This is a genomic window from Streptomyces sp. NPDC017095, from assembly GCF_044332325.1.
GTDB lineage: Bacteria > Actinomycetota > Actinomycetes > Streptomycetales > Streptomycetaceae > Streptomyces.
In genome coordinates, this window is the sequence record NZ_JBIROU010000010.1 from 211,828 (window position 1) to 231,130 (window position 19,303).

23 protein-coding genes are annotated in these 19,303 nt (G+C 72.2%); 22 read left to right on the forward strand and 1 reads right to left on the reverse strand.

Going from position 1 to position 19,303, the window contains the following annotated elements; translation table 11 throughout:
• The first annotated feature begins 138 nt into the window (after nt 1-138).
• The 17 genes from ACH4OA_RS21795 (at nt 139) to ACH4OA_RS21875 (ending at nt 13,249) form a co-directional block, all read left to right on the forward strand.
• Nucleotides 139-735: a hypothetical protein gene (locus ACH4OA_RS21795; protein WP_365872025.1), complete on the forward strand. Its 597-nt coding sequence runs from the start codon at nt 139-141 to the stop codon at nt 733-735.
• Nucleotides 736-1,049: 314 nt separating this feature from the next.
• Nucleotides 1,050-1,472, forward strand: a complete 423-nt coding sequence (gene rpsP / locus ACH4OA_RS21800) for a 30S ribosomal protein S16 (protein ID WP_365872027.1) — start codon at nt 1,050-1,052, stop codon at nt 1,470-1,472.
• A 5-nt stretch (nt 1,473-1,477) separates the two neighbouring features.
• Complete coding sequence (locus ACH4OA_RS21805; RefSeq protein WP_005479813.1) at nt 1,478-1,717, forward strand: RNA-binding protein; 240 nt, start codon at nt 1,478-1,480, stop codon at nt 1,715-1,717.
• A gap of 82 nt (nt 1,718-1,799) precedes the next feature.
• Nucleotides 1,800-2,351, forward strand: coding sequence for a ribosome maturation factor RimM (gene rimM / locus ACH4OA_RS21810; RefSeq protein ID WP_365872030.1), 552 nt, complete (start codon nt 1,800-1,802; stop codon nt 2,349-2,351).
• Nucleotides 2,351-3,184, forward strand: coding sequence for a tRNA (guanosine(37)-N1)-methyltransferase TrmD (gene trmD / locus ACH4OA_RS21815; RefSeq protein WP_397948636.1), 834 nt, complete (start codon nt 2,351-2,353; stop codon nt 3,182-3,184). The genes rimM and trmD overlap by 1 nt, the downstream gene beginning before the upstream one ends.
• 135 nt (nt 3,185-3,319) lie before the next feature.
• Nucleotides 3,320-3,670 (forward strand): 50S ribosomal protein L19, encoded by a 351-nt coding sequence (gene rplS, locus ACH4OA_RS21820; RefSeq protein ID WP_358921388.1) that lies wholly within the window; start codon nt 3,320-3,322, stop codon nt 3,668-3,670.
• Between the two features lie 45 nt (nt 3,671-3,715).
• Complete coding sequence (gene lepB / locus ACH4OA_RS21825) at nt 3,716-4,414, forward strand: signal peptidase I (RefSeq protein WP_397970245.1); 699 nt, start codon at nt 3,716-3,718, stop codon at nt 4,412-4,414.
• Nucleotides 4,407-5,513: a signal peptidase I gene (lepB, locus tag ACH4OA_RS21830; RefSeq protein WP_397970247.1), complete on the forward strand. Its 1,107-nt coding sequence runs from the start codon at nt 4,407-4,409 to the stop codon at nt 5,511-5,513. Before lepB (ACH4OA_RS21825) ends, lepB (ACH4OA_RS21830) begins: the two co-directional genes overlap by 8 nt.
• Nucleotides 5,482-6,366: a signal peptidase I gene (lepB, locus tag ACH4OA_RS21835; RefSeq protein ID WP_397940431.1), complete on the forward strand. Its 885-nt coding sequence runs from the start codon at nt 5,482-5,484 to the stop codon at nt 6,364-6,366. Before lepB (ACH4OA_RS21830) ends, lepB (ACH4OA_RS21835) begins: the two co-directional genes overlap by 32 nt.
• 117 nt (nt 6,367-6,483) lie before the next feature.
• Nucleotides 6,484-7,269 (forward strand): signal peptidase I, encoded by a 786-nt coding sequence (gene lepB, locus ACH4OA_RS21840; RefSeq protein ID WP_397970249.1) that lies wholly within the window; start codon nt 6,484-6,486, stop codon nt 7,267-7,269.
• Nucleotides 7,259-7,798, forward strand: coding sequence for an NUDIX hydrolase (locus ACH4OA_RS21845; RefSeq protein ID WP_397970252.1), 540 nt, complete (start codon nt 7,259-7,261; stop codon nt 7,796-7,798). Before lepB (ACH4OA_RS21840) ends, ACH4OA_RS21845 begins: the two co-directional genes overlap by 11 nt.
• 56 nt (nt 7,799-7,854) lie before the next feature.
• Entirely contained in the window at nt 7,855-8,163 is a 309-nt protein-coding gene (locus ACH4OA_RS21850; RefSeq protein WP_014675276.1) for a DUF2469 domain-containing protein, read from the forward strand.
• A gap of 160 nt (nt 8,164-8,323) precedes the next feature.
• Entirely contained in the window at nt 8,324-8,686 is a 363-nt protein-coding gene (locus ACH4OA_RS21855; protein WP_397940437.1) for a YraN family protein, read from the forward strand.
• Nucleotides 8,687-10,312, forward strand: a complete 1,626-nt coding sequence (locus ACH4OA_RS21860) for a YifB family Mg chelatase-like AAA ATPase (RefSeq protein ID WP_397970255.1) — start codon at nt 8,687-8,689, stop codon at nt 10,310-10,312. It abuts the gene before it with no gap.
• The gene (gene dprA / locus ACH4OA_RS21865) at nt 10,309-11,469 is read left to right on the forward strand and encodes a DNA-processing protein DprA (RefSeq protein WP_397970257.1); all 1,161 of its coding nucleotides are present in this window, start codon (nt 10,309-10,311) and stop codon (nt 11,467-11,469) included. Before ACH4OA_RS21860 ends, dprA begins: the two co-directional genes overlap by 4 nt.
• 312 nt (nt 11,470-11,781) lie before the next feature.
• A complete protein-coding gene (whiG, locus tag ACH4OA_RS21870; protein ID WP_365872051.1) occupies nt 11,782-12,624 on the forward strand; it encodes an RNA polymerase sigma factor WhiG in 843 nt (280 codons plus the stop codon).
• A gap of 67 nt (nt 12,625-12,691) precedes the next feature.
• Nucleotides 12,692-13,249 (forward strand): helix-turn-helix domain-containing protein, encoded by a 558-nt coding sequence (locus ACH4OA_RS21875; protein ID WP_365872069.1) that lies wholly within the window; start codon nt 12,692-12,694, stop codon nt 13,247-13,249.
• Between the two features lie 45 nt (nt 13,250-13,294).
• Here the strand turns inward: ACH4OA_RS21875 and ACH4OA_RS21880 are convergent, their stop codons facing one another.
• A complete protein-coding gene (locus ACH4OA_RS21880) occupies nt 13,295-13,894 on the reverse strand; it encodes a peptidoglycan DD-metalloendopeptidase family protein (protein WP_397970260.1) in 600 nt (199 codons plus the stop codon).
• A 275-nt stretch (nt 13,895-14,169) separates the two neighbouring features.
• Between ACH4OA_RS21880 and rpsB the strand changes: the two genes are divergently transcribed.
• From rpsB to ACH4OA_RS21905, 5 genes are all read left to right on the forward strand, one after another.
• Complete coding sequence (gene rpsB / locus ACH4OA_RS21885) at nt 14,170-15,093, forward strand: 30S ribosomal protein S2 (RefSeq protein WP_397940443.1); 924 nt, start codon at nt 14,170-14,172, stop codon at nt 15,091-15,093.
• 177 nt (nt 15,094-15,270) lie between these two features.
• Nucleotides 15,271-16,107 carry a translation elongation factor Ts gene (gene tsf / locus ACH4OA_RS21890; RefSeq protein WP_365872057.1) on the forward strand — a complete coding sequence of 279 codons (837 nt, stop codon included), beginning with the start codon at nt 15,271-15,273 and terminating at the stop codon, nt 16,105-16,107.
• Between the two features lie 216 nt (nt 16,108-16,323).
• Entirely contained in the window at nt 16,324-17,082 is a 759-nt protein-coding gene (gene pyrH / locus ACH4OA_RS21895) for a UMP kinase (protein ID WP_365872059.1), read from the forward strand.
• 183 nt (nt 17,083-17,265) lie between these two features.
• Nucleotides 17,266-17,823 carry a ribosome recycling factor gene (gene frr / locus ACH4OA_RS21900; protein ID WP_365872061.1) on the forward strand — a complete coding sequence of 186 codons (558 nt, stop codon included), beginning with the start codon at nt 17,266-17,268 and terminating at the stop codon, nt 17,821-17,823.
• Nucleotides 17,823-18,959, forward strand: a complete 1,137-nt coding sequence (locus ACH4OA_RS21905) for a phosphatidate cytidylyltransferase (protein ID WP_397970263.1) — start codon at nt 17,823-17,825, stop codon at nt 18,957-18,959. The genes frr and ACH4OA_RS21905 overlap by 1 nt, the downstream gene beginning before the upstream one ends.
• Nucleotides 18,960-19,303: the final 344 nt, after the last annotated feature.

Sequence of the window (19,303 nt, forward strand, 5' to 3'; positions counted from 1 at the left end):
GCGGAGCTGCGCGCCTTCTGGGCAGATCAGCGCACCCGCCCTCGTCAGGGCACATCAGCGGCAACTGACGGGTACGTGCAAATTATTTGAGATGCCCCGGAATAGGAACACGGAGGTACCTCCGCTCGTTGTGATTACGTGAGCACGACACAGACACCACCTGTTCTCGCCGCAGAGCTGGCGCAGGCGTGGGCCGACATTCAGCGGTACCACCCCGAGCTGCCCGACCTTGCCGCACCAGAGTCCCTGATCGGGGAGTCGTCGTCCGCGTGCGGGCACGAGCTCTCCTTCGAGCGACTGCTCCACGAAGCAGTCCACGGCATCGCCGCCGCCCGGGGCGTCCGTGACACCTCCCGGGCCGGCCGCTACCACAACCGCCGTTTCCTCGCGATCGCCGAGGAACTGGGCCTGGACCACTCCGAGGAGCCGCACCCGAGCAGCGGTTTCTCGCTGGTCACGCTCAATCCCGAGGCGAAGCGGCGCTACCGCCCGACCATCGACCGGCTCCAGCGCGCGCTGAAGGCCCACACCGTGGCCACCTCGTCCGACACCTCGCGCACCTTCCGCGGCCCGGCCGCCCGGCACGGCTCCTCCGGGGGCGGCGTGCGGGTCAAGGCGGTGTGCGACTGCGGGCGCAACGTCCGCGTCGTGCCGTCGGTCCTGGCCCAGGCACCCATCGTCTGCGGCGGCTGCGGCAAGCCCTTCCGGATCCCGGACGTCGTGGGAGCGGCCTAGGCCTGCCCGGCGCTTCCCCTCCGCCCCGAAGGGCCGGACAAACCCCGGGCGCGGCCGGCGGCCCCGGCACCGGACGGCGCACCCGACGTGACCTCACCTCCACGCCGGGTGCCCCGCCGGCCTGCCCGGGGCGCCCGCCCGGCGCCCCCGGCCGGAAGCGGGGCGCGGGTGTGGCAGAATGGCTAGCTGTACTCGACAGCCGCACAGGACCCCTCTCTCCTCCGGCTGACGCGTCCATCGGGCACTCGGGTACCGCAACCCCACGCGGCGTCTCGCCGTGCCCAACCACGTCAAATCCAGGAGAACCCACTCCAGTGGCAGTCAAGATCAAGCTGAAGCGTCTGGGCAAGATCCGTTCGCCTCACTACCGCATCGTCGTCGCCGACTCCCGTACCCGCCGTGACGGCCGGGCCATCGAGGAGATCGGCAAGTACCACCCGACCTACCACCCGTCGGTCATCGAGGTGGACGCCGAGCGGGTGGCGTACTGGCTGGGTGTCGGCGCGCAGCCGACCGAGCCCGTGCTCGCCATCCTGAAGAAGACCGGCGACTGGCAGAAGTTCAAGGGCGAGCCGGCCCCCGCGCCGCTGCTCACCGCCGAGCCCAAGCCGGCCCGTCCGTCGTTCGAGGCTCTCGGCGGCGACGACGAGGGCAAGGGTGAGGCCATCACCCAGAAGAAGAAGGCCGAGAAGAAGGACGAGGCGGCTGCTGAGTCCTCTGAGTCGACCGAGGCCTGAGCAGCATGCTCGAAGAGGCGCTTGAGCACCTCGTGAAGGGCATCGTCGACAACCCTGACGATGTGCAGGTCGCCTCGCGTGATCTGCGCCGCGGACGCGTGCTGGAGGTCCGGGTGCACCCGGACGACCTCGGCAAGGTGATCGGCCGCAACGGCCGGACCGCGCGCGCTCTGCGTACCGTCGTGGGCGCCATCGGCGGCCGCGGTGTCCGCGTCGACCTGGTCGATGTGGACCACGTCCGCTGACGCTTCATCGCAACCGGCTCGGGCCGGGGAGGGCCACTGGGCCGTCCCCGGCCCGCAGTCGTATGACAGGAGATTTGTACAGGTGCAGCTGGTAGTCGCACGGATCGGCCGTGCCCATGGCGTCAAGGGCGAGGTCACCGTCGAGGTACGTACCGACGAGCCGGAGCTGAGGCTGGGCCCCGGCGCCGTACTCGCCACCGATCCCGCCGCCGCGGGACCGCTGACCATCGAGACCGGGCGGGTGCACAGCGGCCGTCTGCTGTTGCGCTTCGCGGGCGTCACCGACCGCACCGGCGCCGAGGCCCTGCGCAACACCCTGCTGATCGCGGAGGTGGACCCGGAGGAACTGCCGGAGGGCGAGGACGAGTACTACGACCATCAGCTCGTCGACCTCGACGTGGTCACCGCGGACGGCACGGAGGTCGGCCGGATCACCGAGATCTCCCACCTGCCCACGCAGGACCTGTTCATCGTGGAGCGCCCGGACGGCAGCGAGGTGCTGATCCCCTTCGTGGAGGAGATCGTCGCCGAGATCGACCTGGAGGAGCAGCGGGCCGTCATCACGCCCCCGCCGGGCCTGATCGACGACCGCGCCGAGATCGCGTCCACCCGGGACGCCGGGGACGAGGCGTGATGCGTCTCGACGTCGTCACCATCTTCCCCGAGTACCTGGAACCGCTGAACGTCTCCCTCGTCGGCAAGGCACGCGCGCGCGGACAGCTCGACGTCCACGTGCACGACCTGCGCGGATGGACGTACGACCGGCACAACACGGTCGACGACACCCCGTACGGCGGCGGCCCCGGCATGGTGATGAAGACCGGCCCCTGGGGCGACGCCCTGGACACCGTCCTCGCCGACGGCTACGAGACCGGCGCACGGACCCCCGCGCTGATCGTGCCCACGCCCAGCGGCCGGCCCTTCACCCAGGAACTCGCCGTCGAGCTGTCCGAACGCCCCTGGCTGATCTTCACACCGGCCCGCTACGAGGGCATCGACCGGCGCGTCGTGGACGAGTACGCCCAGCGGATGCCGGTCTACGAGGTCTCCATCGGCGACTACGTCCTCGCCGGCGGCGAGGCGGCCGTCCTGGTCGTCACAGAGGCCGTCGCCCGGCTGCTGCCCGGCGTCCTCGGCAACGCCGAGTCCCACCGCGACGACTCCTTCGCGCCCGGCGCGATGGCCGGCCTCCTCGAAGGGCCCGTCTACACCAAGCCGCCCGTCTGGCGCGGCCGGGACATCCCCGAGGTGCTGCTCAGCGGCCACCACGGGAAGATCGCCCGCTGGCGCCGCGACGAGGCCCTGCGGCGTACGACGGCCCACCGGCCCGACCTGATCGAGCGCTGCGACCCGAAGACCTTCGACAAGAAGGACCGCGAGATGCTCTCCATCCTGGGCTGGGAACCGGACCCGGACGGCGAGCCGTACGGCCGATTTTGGCGTCGGGCCGAGGGCGTGGAAGAATAGGCCGCTGCTGTGCGCCGTCCGGCGTGCGCCCCTGCCACAGGGGGACACGACGCCCGCCCCGATCCGCACGGCACTCCTCCTGGAACCCCTAGTTTCCGTTGATGACCTGTGGCATCAGCGAGGAAAGCAGACGAAATGTCCCACCTGCTCGACACCGTCGACTCCGCGTCGCTGCGCAGCGACGTCCCGGCCTTCCGCCCGGGTGACACCGTCAACGTCCACGTGCGCGTCATCGAGGGCAACCGCTCCCGTGTGCAGCAGTTCAAGGGCGTGGTGATTCGCCGCCAGGGCTCCGGCGTCCGCGAGACCTTCACGGTCCGCAAGGTCTCGTTCTCCGTCGGCGTCGAGCGCACCTTCCCGGTGCACACCCCGATCGTCGAGAAGATCGAGCTGGTCACCCGCGGTGACGTGCGCCGCGCCAAGCTGTACTACCTCCGTGATCTGCGCGGCAAGGCCGCGAAGATCAAGGAGAAGCGCGACAGCTGACGCTTGTCCCTCGGTCACAGCGGAGCCGGATAGCATCTGGCCCCGATGGACACCGAAGCACAGCAGACGGAACGCGACCGCTCCTCCCCTCCCGGTTCCCCGGGGGCGGAGAGACGGTCGCGTTTCGCGTGGGCGGCCCGGGCCGCCCACTGGCTCCCGGGCGGCCGGATCACCCTCTGTGTGCTCACCGGCCTGACGTTCCTGCTGCTCCTGAACGCCTTCGTGGCGCAGCCGTTCGAGATCCCGAGCGGATCCATGGAGCAGGGCTTGAGGATCGGCGACCGCATCCTCGTCAACAAGGTGGCGTACCGTTTCGGTGCCCCGCCGCGCCGCGGTGACGTGATCGTGTTCGACGGCACCGGGTACTTCGGGGACGCCGACTACGTCAAGCGGGTGGTCGGGGTGGGCGGAGACCATGTGACGTGCTGCGACACGAGGGGGAGGATCGAGGTGAACGGCCGGCCGGTGGACGAGACCGCGTTCCTCTACCCCGGGGACAGCGCCTCCAGCGTGCCCTTCGACGTCGTCGTGCCGCCGGGCCGCCTGTTCGTCCTCGGCGACCACCGCGACGACTCCAGCGACTCCCGCGACCACCTCGGCTCGCCCGGCGGCGGCATGATCCCCGTCGGGGACGTCATCGGCCGCGCCGACTGGATCATCTGGCCGTACCCCCACTGGACGCGGCTGACCCGGCCGTCCGCCTACGCGCGCGTGCCCGCCGCGGCGGAGGGCGCGCATGGGTAGCCGCGGCAAGCCGCGCGGGGTGCCCGCCGGACCGGCCGGCAACCTGCTGCCCACCGGGGCCCGCCGCGCCCCCGCGCCCGGCGGCGGCCGCACGCGCGCGGAGCGCCGCAGGCTCCAGCGCAAGGTCAAGCGCAAGCGCAGACGTTCCGCCGTCCGGGAGATCCCCCTGCTGGTCGGGGTCGCCGTCCTCATCGCGCTCGTCCTGAAGACGTTCCTGGTCCAGGCGTTCGTGATCCCGTCCGGGTCCATGGAGCAGACCATCCGGATCGGCGACCGGGTGCTGGTCGACAAGCTCACGCCCTGGTTCGGCTCCGAACCGCGGCGCGGGGACGTCGTCGTCTTCCACGACCCGGGCGGCTGGCTCCAGGACGAGCAGACCGCCGGGAAGTCCGCTCCCGTCGTCGTCAAGCAGCTCAAAGAAGGGCTCAGCTTCATCGGGCTGCTGCCGTCCGACAACGAGAAGGACCTGATCAAGCGGGTCATCGGAGTCGGCGGCGACCACGTCAGATGCTGTGACGCCCGGGGCCGCGTCACCGTCAACGGCGTGCCCCTCACCGAGGGCGGCTACCTCTACCCGGGCGACGTCCCCTCCGCCCAGCCCTTCGACGTCACCGTGCCCAAGGGCCGGCTGTGGGTGATGGGCGACCACCGGGGCAACTCCGCGGACTCCCGCTTCCACCAGGACACGCCTTACGGCGGCACGGTCTCCGTGGACTCGGTCGTCGGCCGGGCCATGGTCATCGGCTGGCCGGTCGGCCACTGGACGCGCCTGGAGGAACCTAAAACCTTTGCAAGCGTCACCGACTCGGCGCCGGGGACGGCCGCCGTTTCCCGGCCGTCGCATAGGGTTGCCCCCGAGAACCGGAACGGAATGACCCAGCTCCCGACCCCTGCGGAACTCCCGCTCGTTATGGGAGTGGTGGGCCTGCGCCGAGTCTGGGGCAGGCGGCGGCACGGAGTGAGGAGTTGGCGTGGGGGATGTGGCGGTTGGCGCACGGTCGGGACACGACGGCGAGGAGAACCGCGGGCACCCCGTGGCCCCGGACGGTCCCGTACCGGACGGCGGCATGACCTCCCGCAGCGACGGGACGGCGGGTGACGAGGGCGCCCCGCAGGACGAGCGGCCCGGCGCCGCGGACACGGACGAGGGGACGCGCCGGCCGAAGAAGCCGCGGTCCTTCTGGAAGGAACTGCCGATCCTGATCGGCATCGCGCTGGTCCTGGCGCTGCTGATCAAGACGTTCCTGGTGCAGGCGTTCTCGATCCCGTCCGACTCGATGCAGAACACCCTCCAGCAGGGCGACCGCGTCCTGGTCGACAAGCTCACCCCCTGGTTCGGCTCCAAGCCCGAGCGCGGCGAGGTCGTCGTCTTCCACGACCCCGACGAATGGCTGGCGGGCGAGCCGACCCCGACGCCGAACCCGGTGCAGAAGTTCCTCAGCTGGATCGGCCTGATGCCCTCGGCGGAGGAGAAGGACCTGATCAAGCGGGTGATCGGAGTCGGCGGCGACACGGTCGAGTGCAAGAACAGCGGCCCGCTGAAGGTCAACGGCAAGGCGCTGAACGAGCCGTACGTCTACCCCGGCAACACGCCGTGCAGCGTGGACGACCAGGGCGGCCAGTTCAAGGTCAAGGTGCCCAAGGGCTTCATCTGGGTGATGGGCGACCACCGCCAGAACTCCCGTGACTCCCGCTACAACCAGTCCGACGTGAACCACGGCATGGTCCCGGTCGAGAAGGTCGTCGGCCGCGCGATCGTCAAGGCGTGGCCGGTCAACCGCTGGGGCACCCTGCCGGTCCCGGACACCTTCGACCAGCCCGGCCTCGACGAGCAGACCTCCGCCGCCGCGTCCCTGCCGGTGGCCCCGCAGGGCGTGGCCGTCGCCGCGGTGCTGCCGGTGGTGGTGTGGCGGCGCCGGCGCACGGCCCGCGCGGGCGCCGGGAAGCAGTAGACCCGCCCGCCGCCGCCCCGGCCGCGGGGCGAGGGCTCCCGCGCGCGACGAGCCGCTGGCGGGGGCCGCGGAAGAGGGGCTGCCCCCGCTCGGTACCGCCGGGTAGGGTGCGGGTCCATGGGTGGCGAGAGCATGACGCGTACGGCCCCGCACGGCGGCGGCACCGGCACGGCACCGGCCGGCGGCGGCCGGCTCGGGCAGCGGATCTCCGGACTGGCCGTGGCGCTGGGCCTGGTGCTGTTCCTGGGCGGCTTCGCCTGGGGAGCGGTGGTCTACCGGCCGTACACCGTGCCCACCGCCTCCATGTCGCCCACCATCGGCGTCGGCGACCGGGTGCTGGCCCAGCGAGTCGACGGCGACGAGGTGCGCCGCGGTGACGTGGTCGTCTTCGAGGACCGGGACTGGGTCAGCGACGCCAAGGTGGTCAAGCGGGTGGTCGCCGTGGGCGGGGACACCGTCTCCTGCTGCGCCGACGGCAGGCTGACCGTCAACGGCAAGCGGATCGAGGAGCCGTACCTGCCCGCGGACAGCCTGGCCGGGAACAGGAAGTTCGCCGCGGTGACCGTCCCGGAGGGCCGGCTGTTCCTCCTCGGCGACGAACGCCAGAACTCCCTGGACTCCACCGCCCACCTCACCGACGCGGCCCAGGGCACCGTCTCCCGGGATGCCGTCTCCGCCCGCGTGGACGCCGTCGTCTGGCCCTGGAAGGGCGGGCTCCAGCGCCCCACCGGCTTCGAGACGCTCGGCGCGCTCTCCCGGCCGGGCCCGCTGCGCACCATCGAGCTGCTGATCCTGGCCGGCGCGGTCCTGGTCCTCGGCGGCGGCGCCTACGGTCCGGTCGCCGCCCGCCTCGGCCGCTCCCGCACCGCCACGACCCGCCCGGAGGCGGCCGGTGCCCGCTGAGCCGGGGGACGAGGTCTTCGAAGGCGGGGGCCCGGGCGGCCCGGGCGCCGGTGTGCGCAAGGTGGCCCGGGTGGTCCTGCTCGACCCCGCGGACCGCATCCTGCTGCTGCACGGCCACGAGCCCGACGACCCCTCCGACGACTGGTGGTTCACGCCCGGGGGCGGCCTGGAGGGCGCCGAGACACGCGAGGAGGCGGCGCTGCGCGAACTCGCCGAGGAGACCGGCATCACCGATGTCGAACTGGGCCCGGTGCTCTGGCGGCGGCGGTGCTCGTTCCCGTTCGCGGGCCGCCGCTGGGACCAGGACGAGTGGTACTACCTGGCCCGTACGAGCCAGACGGCGACCACGGCCACGGGACTGACGGAGCTGGAACGGCGCAGCGTCGTCGGAGCGCGCTGGTGGACGTGTCGGGAACTGGCCCGGGCACGTGAGACGGTGTACCCGACCAGACTCGCCGGGCTGCTGCGCACGCTGCTCGTCGAAGGTCCCCCCGCCAGACCCGTGACCCTTGACACGGAAATCGTCTGAGGGCCCCCAGGACTGGCGCACAATGGTGGGATCGCACGGCTGAAGGGGAACATGCCATGAGCGCCGAGGACCTCGAGAAGTACGAGACCGAGATGGAGCTGAAGCTCTACCGGGAGTACCGAGATGTCGTCGGTCTGTTCAAATACGTGATCGAGACCGAGCGGCGTTTCTATCTCACCAACGACTACGAGATGCAGGTGCACTCGGTGCAGGGCGAGGTCTTCTTCGAGGTGACGATGGCCGACGCCTGGGTCTGGGACATGTACCGGCCGGCTCGCTTCGTCAAGCAGGTCCGCGTCCTCACGTTCAAGGACGTGAACATCGAGGAGCTGAACAAGAGCGATCTGGAGCTGCCGGGCGGCTGATGACGTGCGGTTCCGTGGCCGGTGACCTGCGGTTCCGTGGGCCGCCCGGGGTGGTTTCACCCGCCCGGGTGAGGCAGTTCTCCACAACCGCCGGGTAGTCCACGAAGATCAACTTCGCGGGCCGGGATGCGTGACGGTGGGCGCCGGAGGTGGTGCCGACATGAACGCACGAGAGGCAATCGGCAAGTACGGCGAGGACCTGGCCGCGCGCCGGCTCGCCGAGACCGGCCTGACGATCCTGGAGCGCAACTGGCGCGGCGGACGGGCCGGCGAGATCGACATCGTCGCGCGGGACGGCGACACACTGGTCGTCTGCGAGGTGAAGACCCGCACGGGCGGGGCGTACGAGCATCCGATGGCCGCGCTGACCCCGGAGAAGGCGGCCCGGCTCCGCGCTCTCGCCGAGCACTGGATCCAGGCCCACGGCGGAGCCCCGCCGGGCGGTGTCCGCATCGACTTCGTCGGCGTCCTGCTGCCCCGCCGGGGCGCCCCGTCCGTCGAGCACGCGCGGGGGGTGGTCTGAATGGCCTTCGCCCGTACGTGCTCGGTGGCGCTGGTCGGCGTCGAGGGCGTGGTCGTCGAGGTCCAGGCCGACCTGGAACCGGGAGTCGCCGCGTTCACCCTGGTCGGCCTCCCGGACAAGAGCCTGACGGAGAGCCGCGACCGGGTGCGCGCCGCGGTGGTGAACTCGGGCGCGGCCTGGCCGGCCAGGAAACTCACCGTCGGACTCAGCCCGGCGTCGGTGCCCAAGAGCGGCAGCGGCTTCGACCTGGCCGTCGCCGCCGCCGTCCTCGGCGCGGCCGAACGCGTCGATCCGCGCGTGCTCGCCGACATCGTCATGATCGGGGAACTGGGCCTCGACGGCCGGGTCCGCCCGGTCCGCGGCATCCTGCCGGCGGTCCTCGCCGCGGCGGACGCGGGGTACGAGCAGGTGGTCGTGCCCGAGTGCGCCGCCGCCGAGGCGTCGCTGGTCCCCGGTGTCTCCGTGCTCGGCATCCGCAGCCTGCGGCAGCTCATCGCGGTCCTGGCCGAGGAGCCCGTCCCCGAGGAGGAACCCGACGAACAGGGCCGCCCCGATCCCCTCCTCGCCGGACTGCGGGTCCCGGGCACGGGCGCCGCCACCGGCATGCACAGCACCGGCGCGGCACAGCACGACCACGGTCACGACCTGGCGGACGTGGTGGGACAGACCTCCGCCCGCACGGCCGTGGAGGTGGCCGCCGCGGGCGGGCACCACCTGTTCCTGGAAGGACCGCCCGGCGCGGGCAAGACCATGCTCGCCGAACGCCTCCCCGCCGTCCTGCCCCGGCTCACCCGGCAGGAGTCGCTGGAGGTCACGGCGGTGCACTCGGTCGCCGGGCTGCTGCCGCCGGGCAAACCGCTCGTCGACACCGCTCCCTACTGCGCCCCGCACCACTCGGCCACGATGCAGTCGCTCGTCGGCGGCGGCCCCGGCATCGCCCGGCCCGGCGCGGTCTCCCTGGCCCACCGGGGCGTGCTGTTCCTGGACGAGGCGCCCGAGTTCCACGGCCAGACCCTGGACGCCCTGCGGCAGCCCCTGGAGTCGGGGCACGTGGTGATCGCGCGCAGCGCCGGCGTGGTCCGGTTCCCGGCGCGGTTCCTGATGGTCCTCGCGGCCAACCCGTGCCCCTGCGGGCGCTTCTCGCCGCGCGACGCGCTGTGCGAGTGCCCGCCCTCGGCGATCCGCCGCTACCAGTCCCGGCTGTCCGGCCCGCTGCTCGACCGGGTCGACCTGCGGGTGGAGGTCGACCCGGTCACCCGGGCCCAGCTCACCGCGCCGGGCGCCCGGGGCGAGTCCACGGCGGCCGTCGCCGGCCGGGTGCGCCAGGCCCGGGAGCGGGCGGCGGCCCGCCTCGCCGGCACGCCGTGGCGCACCAACAGCGAGGTGCCCGGCCGCGAACTGCGCAGCCGGTACGTGGCCGCCGCCGGGGCGATGGACGAGGCCGAACGCGGTCTGGAGCGGGGCGTGCTCACCGCCCGCGGCATCGACCGGGTCCTGCGCGTCGCCTGGACGGTCGCCGACCTCGTCGGACACGACCGCCCGGACGCGACGGACGTCGCCCTGGCACTGCAACTGCGCACCGGCGTCCCCCGAGGGGTGCCGATGGCCCTCGGGGCGCTGACATGACCGGCCCGGGGGAGCCGGACGGTGAACGGCTCGGGCGGGTCTTCCTCGGCCGGGTGACCGAGCCCGGAGATGAGGTCGCGGGGCGCTGGGTGCGCGAGTTCGGGGTGCGGGAGGTGGTGCGGCGGCTGCGGTGCGGCGGCACCGCCCTGCCGGGGGCGAGCCCCACCCGGTGGGCGGGCCTGGTCGCACGGGCCGGGCGGGCCGCGCCGGAACGGGACCTGGCCGAGGCCCACGCCGTGGACGCGCGGTTCGTGTGCCCGGGAGACGGGGAGTGGCCCGGGCAGCTCGACGACCTCGGGGACGCCCGGCCGCTCGGGCTGTGGGTGCGCGGCCGGCCCAGCCTCAGGATGTGGGCGCTGCGCTCGGTCGCCGTGGTGGGCGCCCGCGCCTGCACCGCCTACGGCAGCCATGCCGCCGCCACTCTCGCCGCCGCCCTCGCCGAGCACGGCTGGGTCGTGGTCTCCGGCGGCGCCTACGGCATCGACGGCGCCGCCCACCGGGGCGCCCTCGCCGCCCGCGGCGCCACCGTCGCCGTCCTCGCCTGCGGCGTCGACCAGCCCTACCCGCGCGGCCACGCCGCCCTCATCGGCCGCATCGCGCACCAGGGCCTGGTCGTGGGCGAACTGCCACCGGGAGATCACCCGACGCCCAGCCGGTTCATCCTCCGCAACCGGGTGATCGCCGCGCTCACCCGGGGCACCGTCGTCGTGGAGGCCGCCCGCCGCAGCGGCTCGCTGGCCACCGCGCGGGCCGCGCAGCGCCTGGGCCGGTTCACCATGGGCGTGCCCGGCCCGGTCACCAGCGCCCTGTCCGCGGGCGTGCACGACCTGCTGCGCGGGGAGGCCACCCTGGTCACCGACGCCCCGGAGGTCATCGAACTCGTCGGCGGCATCGGCGACCTCGCACCGGCCCACCGGGGCCCCGTCCTCCCGCGCGACCTGCTCCACCCGGACGCCCGTTGCGTCCTCGCCGCCCTGCCCGGCGACCACGCGGCCTCCGCCGAGGAGATCGCCCTCGGCGCGCGCACCACCCCGGAGGACGCGATCGCGAGACTGTACGAACTGCGGGCACTGGGTTATGTCGAACGACACGGCGATGGCTGGAAGTTGACACGCCAGGCGGTGATCTCGGTCCGGGACGGCCGCCACCCTCGCTGACCGACCGTGTTCGGCCGTCCGGGGGAACACCCGACGCCCTTGGGGTTTCCCGGAGTTGGCGCCCCCGGCCGGTCACGGAGAGCGAGCCGGCGTACGCGGTCACCCGCCCGGCGCGAGCCACCCGCGCAGGGGTGGAGCCGTCCTGTTCGCACACCGCGACTCCTTAGTCACGCTACGCTCACAAAATGCGGTGACGCAGACCGCGGCAACCCGACACCAGAACGACACCTCACCCAGTCAGCCCCTTCCGCCCACGATCCCCCCTCCCGCACTTTTCGCAGCACTTCACGGCAGAACGGCACAAGGCGACGAATGCCCCAGCACACCTCCGGGTCCGACCGGGCGGCGATCCCCCCAGCCGCCCGCGACGGTGGCAGCGTGCGACCGCCCGCTCCCTCGACGCTCGACGAGCTGTGGCGGTCGTACAAGGCGACGGGGGACGAGCGGCTGCGGGAGCAGCTGATCCTGCACTACTCGCCGCTGGTCAAGTACGTCGCGGGCCGGGTGAGCGTCGGGCTGCCGCCCAATGTGGAGCAGGCCGACTTCGTCTCCTCGGGGGTGTTCGGGCTGATCGACGCGATCGAGAAGTTCGACATCGACCGGGAGATCAAGTTCGAGACGTACGCGATCACCCGGATCCGGGGCGCGATGATCGACGAACTGCGCGCGCTGGACTGGATCCCGCGTTCGGTGCGGCAGAAGGCGCGGAACGTCGAGCGCGCCTACGCCACCCTGGAGGCGCGGCTGCGGCGCACCCCGACGGAGGGCGAGGTCGCCGCCGAGCTGGGCATGGAGGTCGACGAACTACACGCCGTGTTCAGCCAGTTGTCGCTGGCCAACGTGGTCGCCCTGGAGGAGCTGCTGCACGTCGGCGGCGAGGGCGGGGACCGGCTCAGCCTGATGGACACGCTGGAGGACACCGCCGCCGACAACCCGGTGGAGGTGGCCGAGGACCGGGAGCTGCGGCGGTTTCTGGCCAGGGCGATCAACACGCTGCCCGAGCGGGAGAAGACCGTGGTCACCCTGTACTACTACGAGGGCCTCACCCTCGCCGAGATCGGCAACGTCCTCGGCGTCACCGAGAGCCGGGTGAGCCAGATCCACACCAAGTCGGTCCTCCAGCTCCGGGCCAAGCTGGCCGGCTTCGGCCGCTGAAGCCCGCGCCCCGGCCGGAGGGCGGGTCCGTACAGTGGTCGCCGTGCCAAGGATTCGAGCGGCCTCCGTGGCCGAACACCGGTCGATGCAGCGAGCCGCCCTGCTGGACGCGGCTCGGACCCTGCTGTCGGAGGGCGGGACGGAGGCGCTGACCTTCCCCGCGCTGGCCGAGCGGACGGGCCTGGCGCGGTCGTCCGTGTACGAGTACTTCGGGTCACGGGCCGCGGTGGTCGAGGAGCTGTGCGCGGTCGACTTCCCGGTGTGGGCGGCCGAGGTCGCGGCGGCGATGGAGCGTGCCGGCTCCGCCGAGGGCAAGGTCGAGGCGTATGTGCGACGGCAGCTCGCGCTGGTCGGGGACCGGCGGCACCGGGCGGTGGTGGCCATCTCCGCGAGCGAGCTGGACGCTGGCGCGCGGGAGAAGATCCGGGCCGCCCACGGAGAGCTGGTCGCGATGATCGTCGAGGCGCTGGGCGGGCTGGGGCACGAGCAGCCCCGGCTGGCGGCGATGCTGGTGCAGGGCATCGTGGACGCGGCGGTGCGCAGGATCGAACGGGGCGTCGCGGAGGACCCGGCGGCGGTCACGGACGCGGCGGTGGCCCTGGCCCTGCGCGGCGTAACGGGCTGAGCCCCGCCGGTGCCGCCCGGTGCCGCCCGGTGGTGCCCGGGCGGGTTACGGCGGGGGTGGGATCGGTAGCAGTCTCGACGGGCCTCCGCCGAGCAGCCAGGGTGGGAGCAGTGACAAGGGGTTCAGGTAGGTCTCGCCCCGCAGCAGGCCCCAGTGGACGCAGGACGCCGGTCCGCAGTGTGACCGGTGTGCACCGTCCGGTTCCCGTGACCCGTTCGGCTCCACCGTGCCCACCACTTCGCCCGCCCGCACCTCGTCCCCGCGGCGGACCGAGGCCCGTACCGGCTCGTACGTCGTCCGCAGGTCCGTGCCCGCCACGGACACCGACACCACACCGCGGCCCGCCACCCGCCCCGCGAACGTCACCCGGCCGGCCGCCACCGCCCGCACCGGGGCCCCGGCCGGTGCCGCGAGGTCCACTCCCCGGTGCCCCGCCGCGTACACCGTCGCCGGCGGTTCCCAGCCCCGCAGGACCGGCGGCCGGGTGCCCACCGGCCAGCCGCGGGCGACGGCCGGCACCGGGCCCGGCGGCGGTGGCGCGGGCGCCGGCAGCGGGGCCGGCGGGGTGTCCGCGCGGGCCGGCGGGGTGAGCGGGGCGGTCGCCGTCATCAGCAGCAGGGCCGTACAGATCATCGCGTGGCGCATGCCGTACACCGTCCCGCACCCGCGCCGGTCGGGGCCGGCGCCTGTGGACTACTCGCCGGTTGTGGACGGTGCCGTCACCCGGCGCCCCGTCGGTCCCGTACACTTCTTCTGGCGATCCGGGTCACCGGGTCGACTTCGCACGCCCCGGTACGGCGACCGGCAACGGTGTCGTACCAGCGCCCCTCGGTCCTTAGCGGCACGGCGCAACGCGGGCGTCAGGCGCGACCGCCGTCCGGCGGACGCGGCACAACCGAGAACACCAAGGAGAAACGGCCATGGCCGTCGTCACGATGCGGGAGCTGCTGGAGAGCGGCGTCCACTTCGGTCACCAGACCCGTCGCTGGAACCCGAAGATGAAGCGCTTCATCTTCACCGAGCGCAACGGCATCTACATCATCGACCTGCTCCAGTCGCTGTCGTACATCGACCGCGCCTACGAGTTCGTCAAGGAGACCGTCGCCCACGGCGGCACGGTCATGTTCGTCGGCACGAAGAAGCAGGCGCAGGAGGCCATCGCCGAGCAGGCCACCCGCGTCGGCATGCCGTACGTCAACCAGCGCTGGCTGGGCGGCATGCTCACCAACTTCTCGACCGTCTACAAGCGTCTGCAGCGCCTCAAGGAGCTCGAGCAGATCGACTTCGAGGACGTCGCGGCCTCCGGTCTGACCAAGAAGGAGCTGCTGGTCCTCTCCCGCGAGAAGGCCAAGCTGGAGAAGACCCTCGGCGGTATCCGCGAGATGCAGAAGGTGCCCAGCGCCGTCTGGATCGTGGACACCAAGAAGGAGCACATCGCCGTCGGTGAGGCCCGGAAGCTGAACATCCCGGTCGTCGCGATCCTCGACACCAACTGCGACCCCGACGAGGTCGACTACAAGATCCCGGGCAACGACGACGCGATCCGCTCCGTCACCCTGCTCACCCGTGTGATCGCCGACGCCGTCGCCGAGGGCCTCATCTCCCGTTCCGGCGTGGCCGCCGGTGACAAGGGCGAGAAGGCCGCGGGCGAGCCGCTCGCCGAGTGGGAGCGCGACCTGCTCGAGGGTGAGAAGAAGGCCGAGGAGACCCCGGCCGCCGAGGCCGCTCCGGCCGAGGACGCCACTCCGGCCGAGGCCGCTGCCCCGGCTGAGGAGGCCGCTCCGGCCGAGGCCGCTGCCCCGGCCGAGGGCGAGCAGGCCGCCGCGGAGGGCGAGCAGGCCTGACGCCGGTCCGTCAGCGTTCGACGGCGGGGGCGGTACCTCACCCGGTAGCCCCTCGGGCGCGGTGAAGTCCGCCCCCGCCGTTCACCCGTAGGCCGGCACGGTGTACGCGGTCCGCGACTGCACGCGGGTCGCGGCCGTGCGGACCTAAACCAGACTTCGAGAAAGACTCACAGACTCATGGCGAACTACACCGCCGCCGACGTCAAGAAGCTCCGTGAGCTCACCGGCGCCGGCATGATGGACTGCAAGAAGGCGCTGGACGAGGCCGAGGGCAACGTCGAGAAGGCCGTCGAGGCGCTGCGCATCAAGGGCCAGAAGGGCGTCGCCAAGCGCGAGGGCCGCTCCGCCGAGAACGGCGCCGTGGTCTCCGTCATCGCCGGCGACAACTCCTCCGGTGTCCTGGTCGAGCTGAAGTGCGAGACGGACTTCGTCGCCAAGGGTGAGAAGTTCCAGGCCGTGGCCAACGCCATCGCCGAGCACGCCGCCAAGACGAACCCGGCCGACATCGCGGCCCTGCTGGCCTCCGAGATCGAGCCCGGCAAGACCGTCCAGGCGTACGTGGACGAGGCCAACGCCAACCTCGGCGAGAAGATCGTCCTGGACCGCTTCGCGCAGTTCGCCGACGGCTACGTCACGGCCTACATGCACCGCACCATGCCCGACCTGCCCCCGCAGATCGGTGTCCTGGTCGAGTTCGACAAGCCGAACGCCGAGGTCGCCAAGGGCATCGCCCAGCACATCGCCGCCTTCGCGCCGAAGTACCTCTCCAAGGACGAGATCCCGGCCGACGTCGTCGAGTCCGAGCGCCGTATCGCCGAGGAGACCACCCGCGCCGAGGGCAAGCCCGAGGCCGCGATCGCCAAGATCGTCGAGGGTCGGCTGAACGGCTTCTTCAAGGACGCCACGCTGCTCGGCCAGCCGTACGCGCTGGACAACAAGAAGTCGGTCCAGAAGGTTCTGGACGAGGCCGGTGTCACCCTGAAGCGCTTCTCGCGCATCAAGGTCGGCATCTGAGTCCGTACCGCGATCGACGCGCGACCCCCGGAGAAATCCCCGAGGAATTCCCGGTAGGGTCGACCGCAGTCGTCCGTCCACACCGCCACACCCCGGCGTGCGGCGGACGGCAGCAGATCTGACGAGGAGGCCATTGCCGCGCATGGGAGCGAAAAGCGACCCCATCGGCAATGGCCTTCTTCGTATGTGCAACACGTGAAAGAGGCGGGATCCCCCATGACCACCAAGGCCCAGAAGAGCGACGACGGCAAAGTACCCGGCCGGTTTCTGCTGAAGCTGTCCGGAGAGGCCTTCTCCGGCGGCGGGGGCCTGGGCGTCGACCCTGACGTGGTGCACAAGATCGCCCGTGAGATCGCGGCCGTCGTGCGCGACGGAGCGCAGGTCGCGGTCGTCATCGGCGGCGGCAACTTCTTCCGCGGCGCCGAACTCCAGCAGCGCGGTATGGACCGCGCCCGCTCCGACTACATGGGCATGCTCGGCACCGTGATGAACTGCCTCGCCCTCCAGGACTTCCTGGAGAAGGAGGGCATCCAGTCCCGGGTGCAGACCGCCATCACCATGGGCCAGGTCGCCGAGCCGTACATCCCGCTGCGCGCCGTGCGCCACCTGGAGAAGGGCCGCGTGGTCATCTTCGGCGCCGGTATGGGCATGCCGTACTTCTCCACCGACACCACCGCCGCCCAGCGCGCCCTGGAGATCGACGCCGAGGCGCTCCTCATGGGCAAGAACGGCGTCGACGGGGTCTACGACTCCGACCCCAAGACCAACCCCGACGCCGTCAAGTTCGACGCGCTCGGCTACGGCGAGGTCATCACCCGCGACCTCAAGGTCGCCGACGCCACCGCCGTCACGCTGTGCCGTGACAACAAGCTTCCGATCCTCGTCTTCGAACTCCTCGCGGAGGGCAATATCGCCCGCGCCGTCAAGGGTGAGAAGATCGGCACGCTGGTGGGTGACCAGAGCAGCCGGGACTGACCGGCACGCTCCCGTCGTCCGGGGAACGCCACCTGTCCGGGGGACGGACGGGACGCGCCCTGGCCGGGGGATGGACAATGTCCTGCCGGTCGGGAACCGTGCAGGAAGAAGACGCGACGCAGCCGGCCGCCGCCCCGCGGGGAACCGCAGCCGGGCCTTACTCAAGACACGCAGGAGCAAGTGGTGATCGAAGAGACCCTCCTCGAAGCCGAGGAGAAGATGGAGAAGGCCGTCGTGGTCGCCAAGGAGGACTTCGCCGCGATCCGCACCGGCCGTGCGCACCCGGCGATGTTCAACAAGATCGTGGCCGACTACTACGGTGCCCCGACGCCGATCAACCAGCTGGCCTCGTTCTCCGTGCCGGAGCCGCGCATGGCGGTCGTGACGCCGTTCGACAAGACCGCGCTGCGCAACATCGAGCAGGCCATCCGCGACTCCGACCTGGGCGTCAACCCCAGCAACGACGGCAACATCATCCGGGTGGTGTTCCCCGAGCTGACCGAGGAGCGGCGCCGGGAGTACATCAAGGTCGCCAAGGCCAAGGGCGAGGACGCGAAGGTGTCCATCCGCTCCGTGCGCCGCAAGGCCAAGGACGCCATCGACAAGCTGGTCAAGGACGGCGAGATCGGTGAGGACGAGGGCCGCCGTGCGGAGAAGGAACTCGACGACCTGACGGCGAAGTACGTCGCCCAGGTGGACGAGCTCCTCAAGCACAAGGAAGCGGAGCTGCTCGAAGTCTGATGAGCGACTCTTCCTGGGGGGCGCCGCCGCCGGCGGGGCAGGCCGGTTACTGGGGGTCCACCGCGGGCGGACCTGTCCAGGGGACTGCCCCGGCGGGTCCCGCGTACGATGCGCCTGAGGCGCAGCACACTCGCCCCATGCCGATCGTGCCCGACGGCCCCGCGTACGGCGGAGACCAGGACGACGACCGGGGGGCCGCCCGGCTGAGCGGCCCCCTGTTCCGCGACGAGCCGTTCCAGGGCCGGGAACTCCCGGCCGAGACCCAGAACCCGGAGCCCATGCCCGACGTCCCGCAGCCGCCGCCGGCGGCGCCGCAGAAGAAGAGCGCGGGCCGTGACCTGAGCGCGGCCATAGGCGTCGGCGTCGGGCTCGGTGTGGTGATCGTCGCGTCCCTGTTCATCCGCAAGGCCGTGTTCGTCGGGGTGATCGCGGTCGCGGTCGTCGTCGGCCTGTGGGAGCTGACCAGCAGGCTCCAGGAGCGCAAGGACATCAAGGCGCCGCTCGTGCCGCTCGCGGTGGGCGGCGCGGCCATGGTCGTCGCCGGCTATGTGCGCGGCGCGGAGGGCGCGTGGGTCGCCATGGCCCTCACCGCCCTGGCCACCCTGGTGTGGCGGATGACGGAGCCACCGGAGGGGTATCTCAAGGACGTCACGGCCGCCGTCTTCGCCGCGTTCTACGTCCCGTTCCTGGCCACGTTCGTCGCGCTGCTGCTCACCGCCGACGACGGTCCCTGGCGGGTGCTGACCTTCCTGGTGCTGACGGTCGTCAGCGACACCGGCGCCTACGCGGTCGGCTGGCGCTTCGGCAAGCACAAGCTGGCCCCGCGCATCAGCCCCGGCAAGACCCGCGAGGGCCTGCTGGGCGCGGTGCTGTTCGCGATGGCGGCGGGCGCGCTGTGCATGCAGTTCCTGATCGACGACGGCGTCTGGTGGCAGGGCCTGCTGCTGGGCTTGGCCGTCGCGGCCAGCGCGACCCTCGGCGACCTCGGCGAATCCATGATCAAGCGGGACCTGGGCATCAAGGACATGGGCACCTTGCTCCCCGGCCACGGCGGCATCATGGACCGGCTGGACTCGCTGCTGCCGACGGCACCGGTGGTGTGGCTGCTCATGGTGGTCTTCGTCGGCTCCGCGTGAGCGGAACGGCCGACGCGGCCCCCGTCCCGGTCCGGGGCGGGGGCCGCGGCCGTACCCGGATGCCGCAGCCCGGCTCGGCGTCCGGCCCCGGCGCGCGGCAGACTCCCTGACAGGACGCCGCCCCCGGGAGATCCCCCCATGCCCCTCGACCCACCCCCGCCCGCGTACCCGGCCCCGGCCGCCGACGTGCCCCTGTCGGCGGGCGCCGCTCCCGCCGATGACGCGCCCGCGGTCGTGGACCCGGCCTCCGCCGGTGGTGTGTCCGGGCCCGTGACCCCTGTCTGTGCCGGTGGCCCGCCCCTGTCGGTGAGTCCTGCTCCCGGCGATGGCGCGCCCCCGGCCGC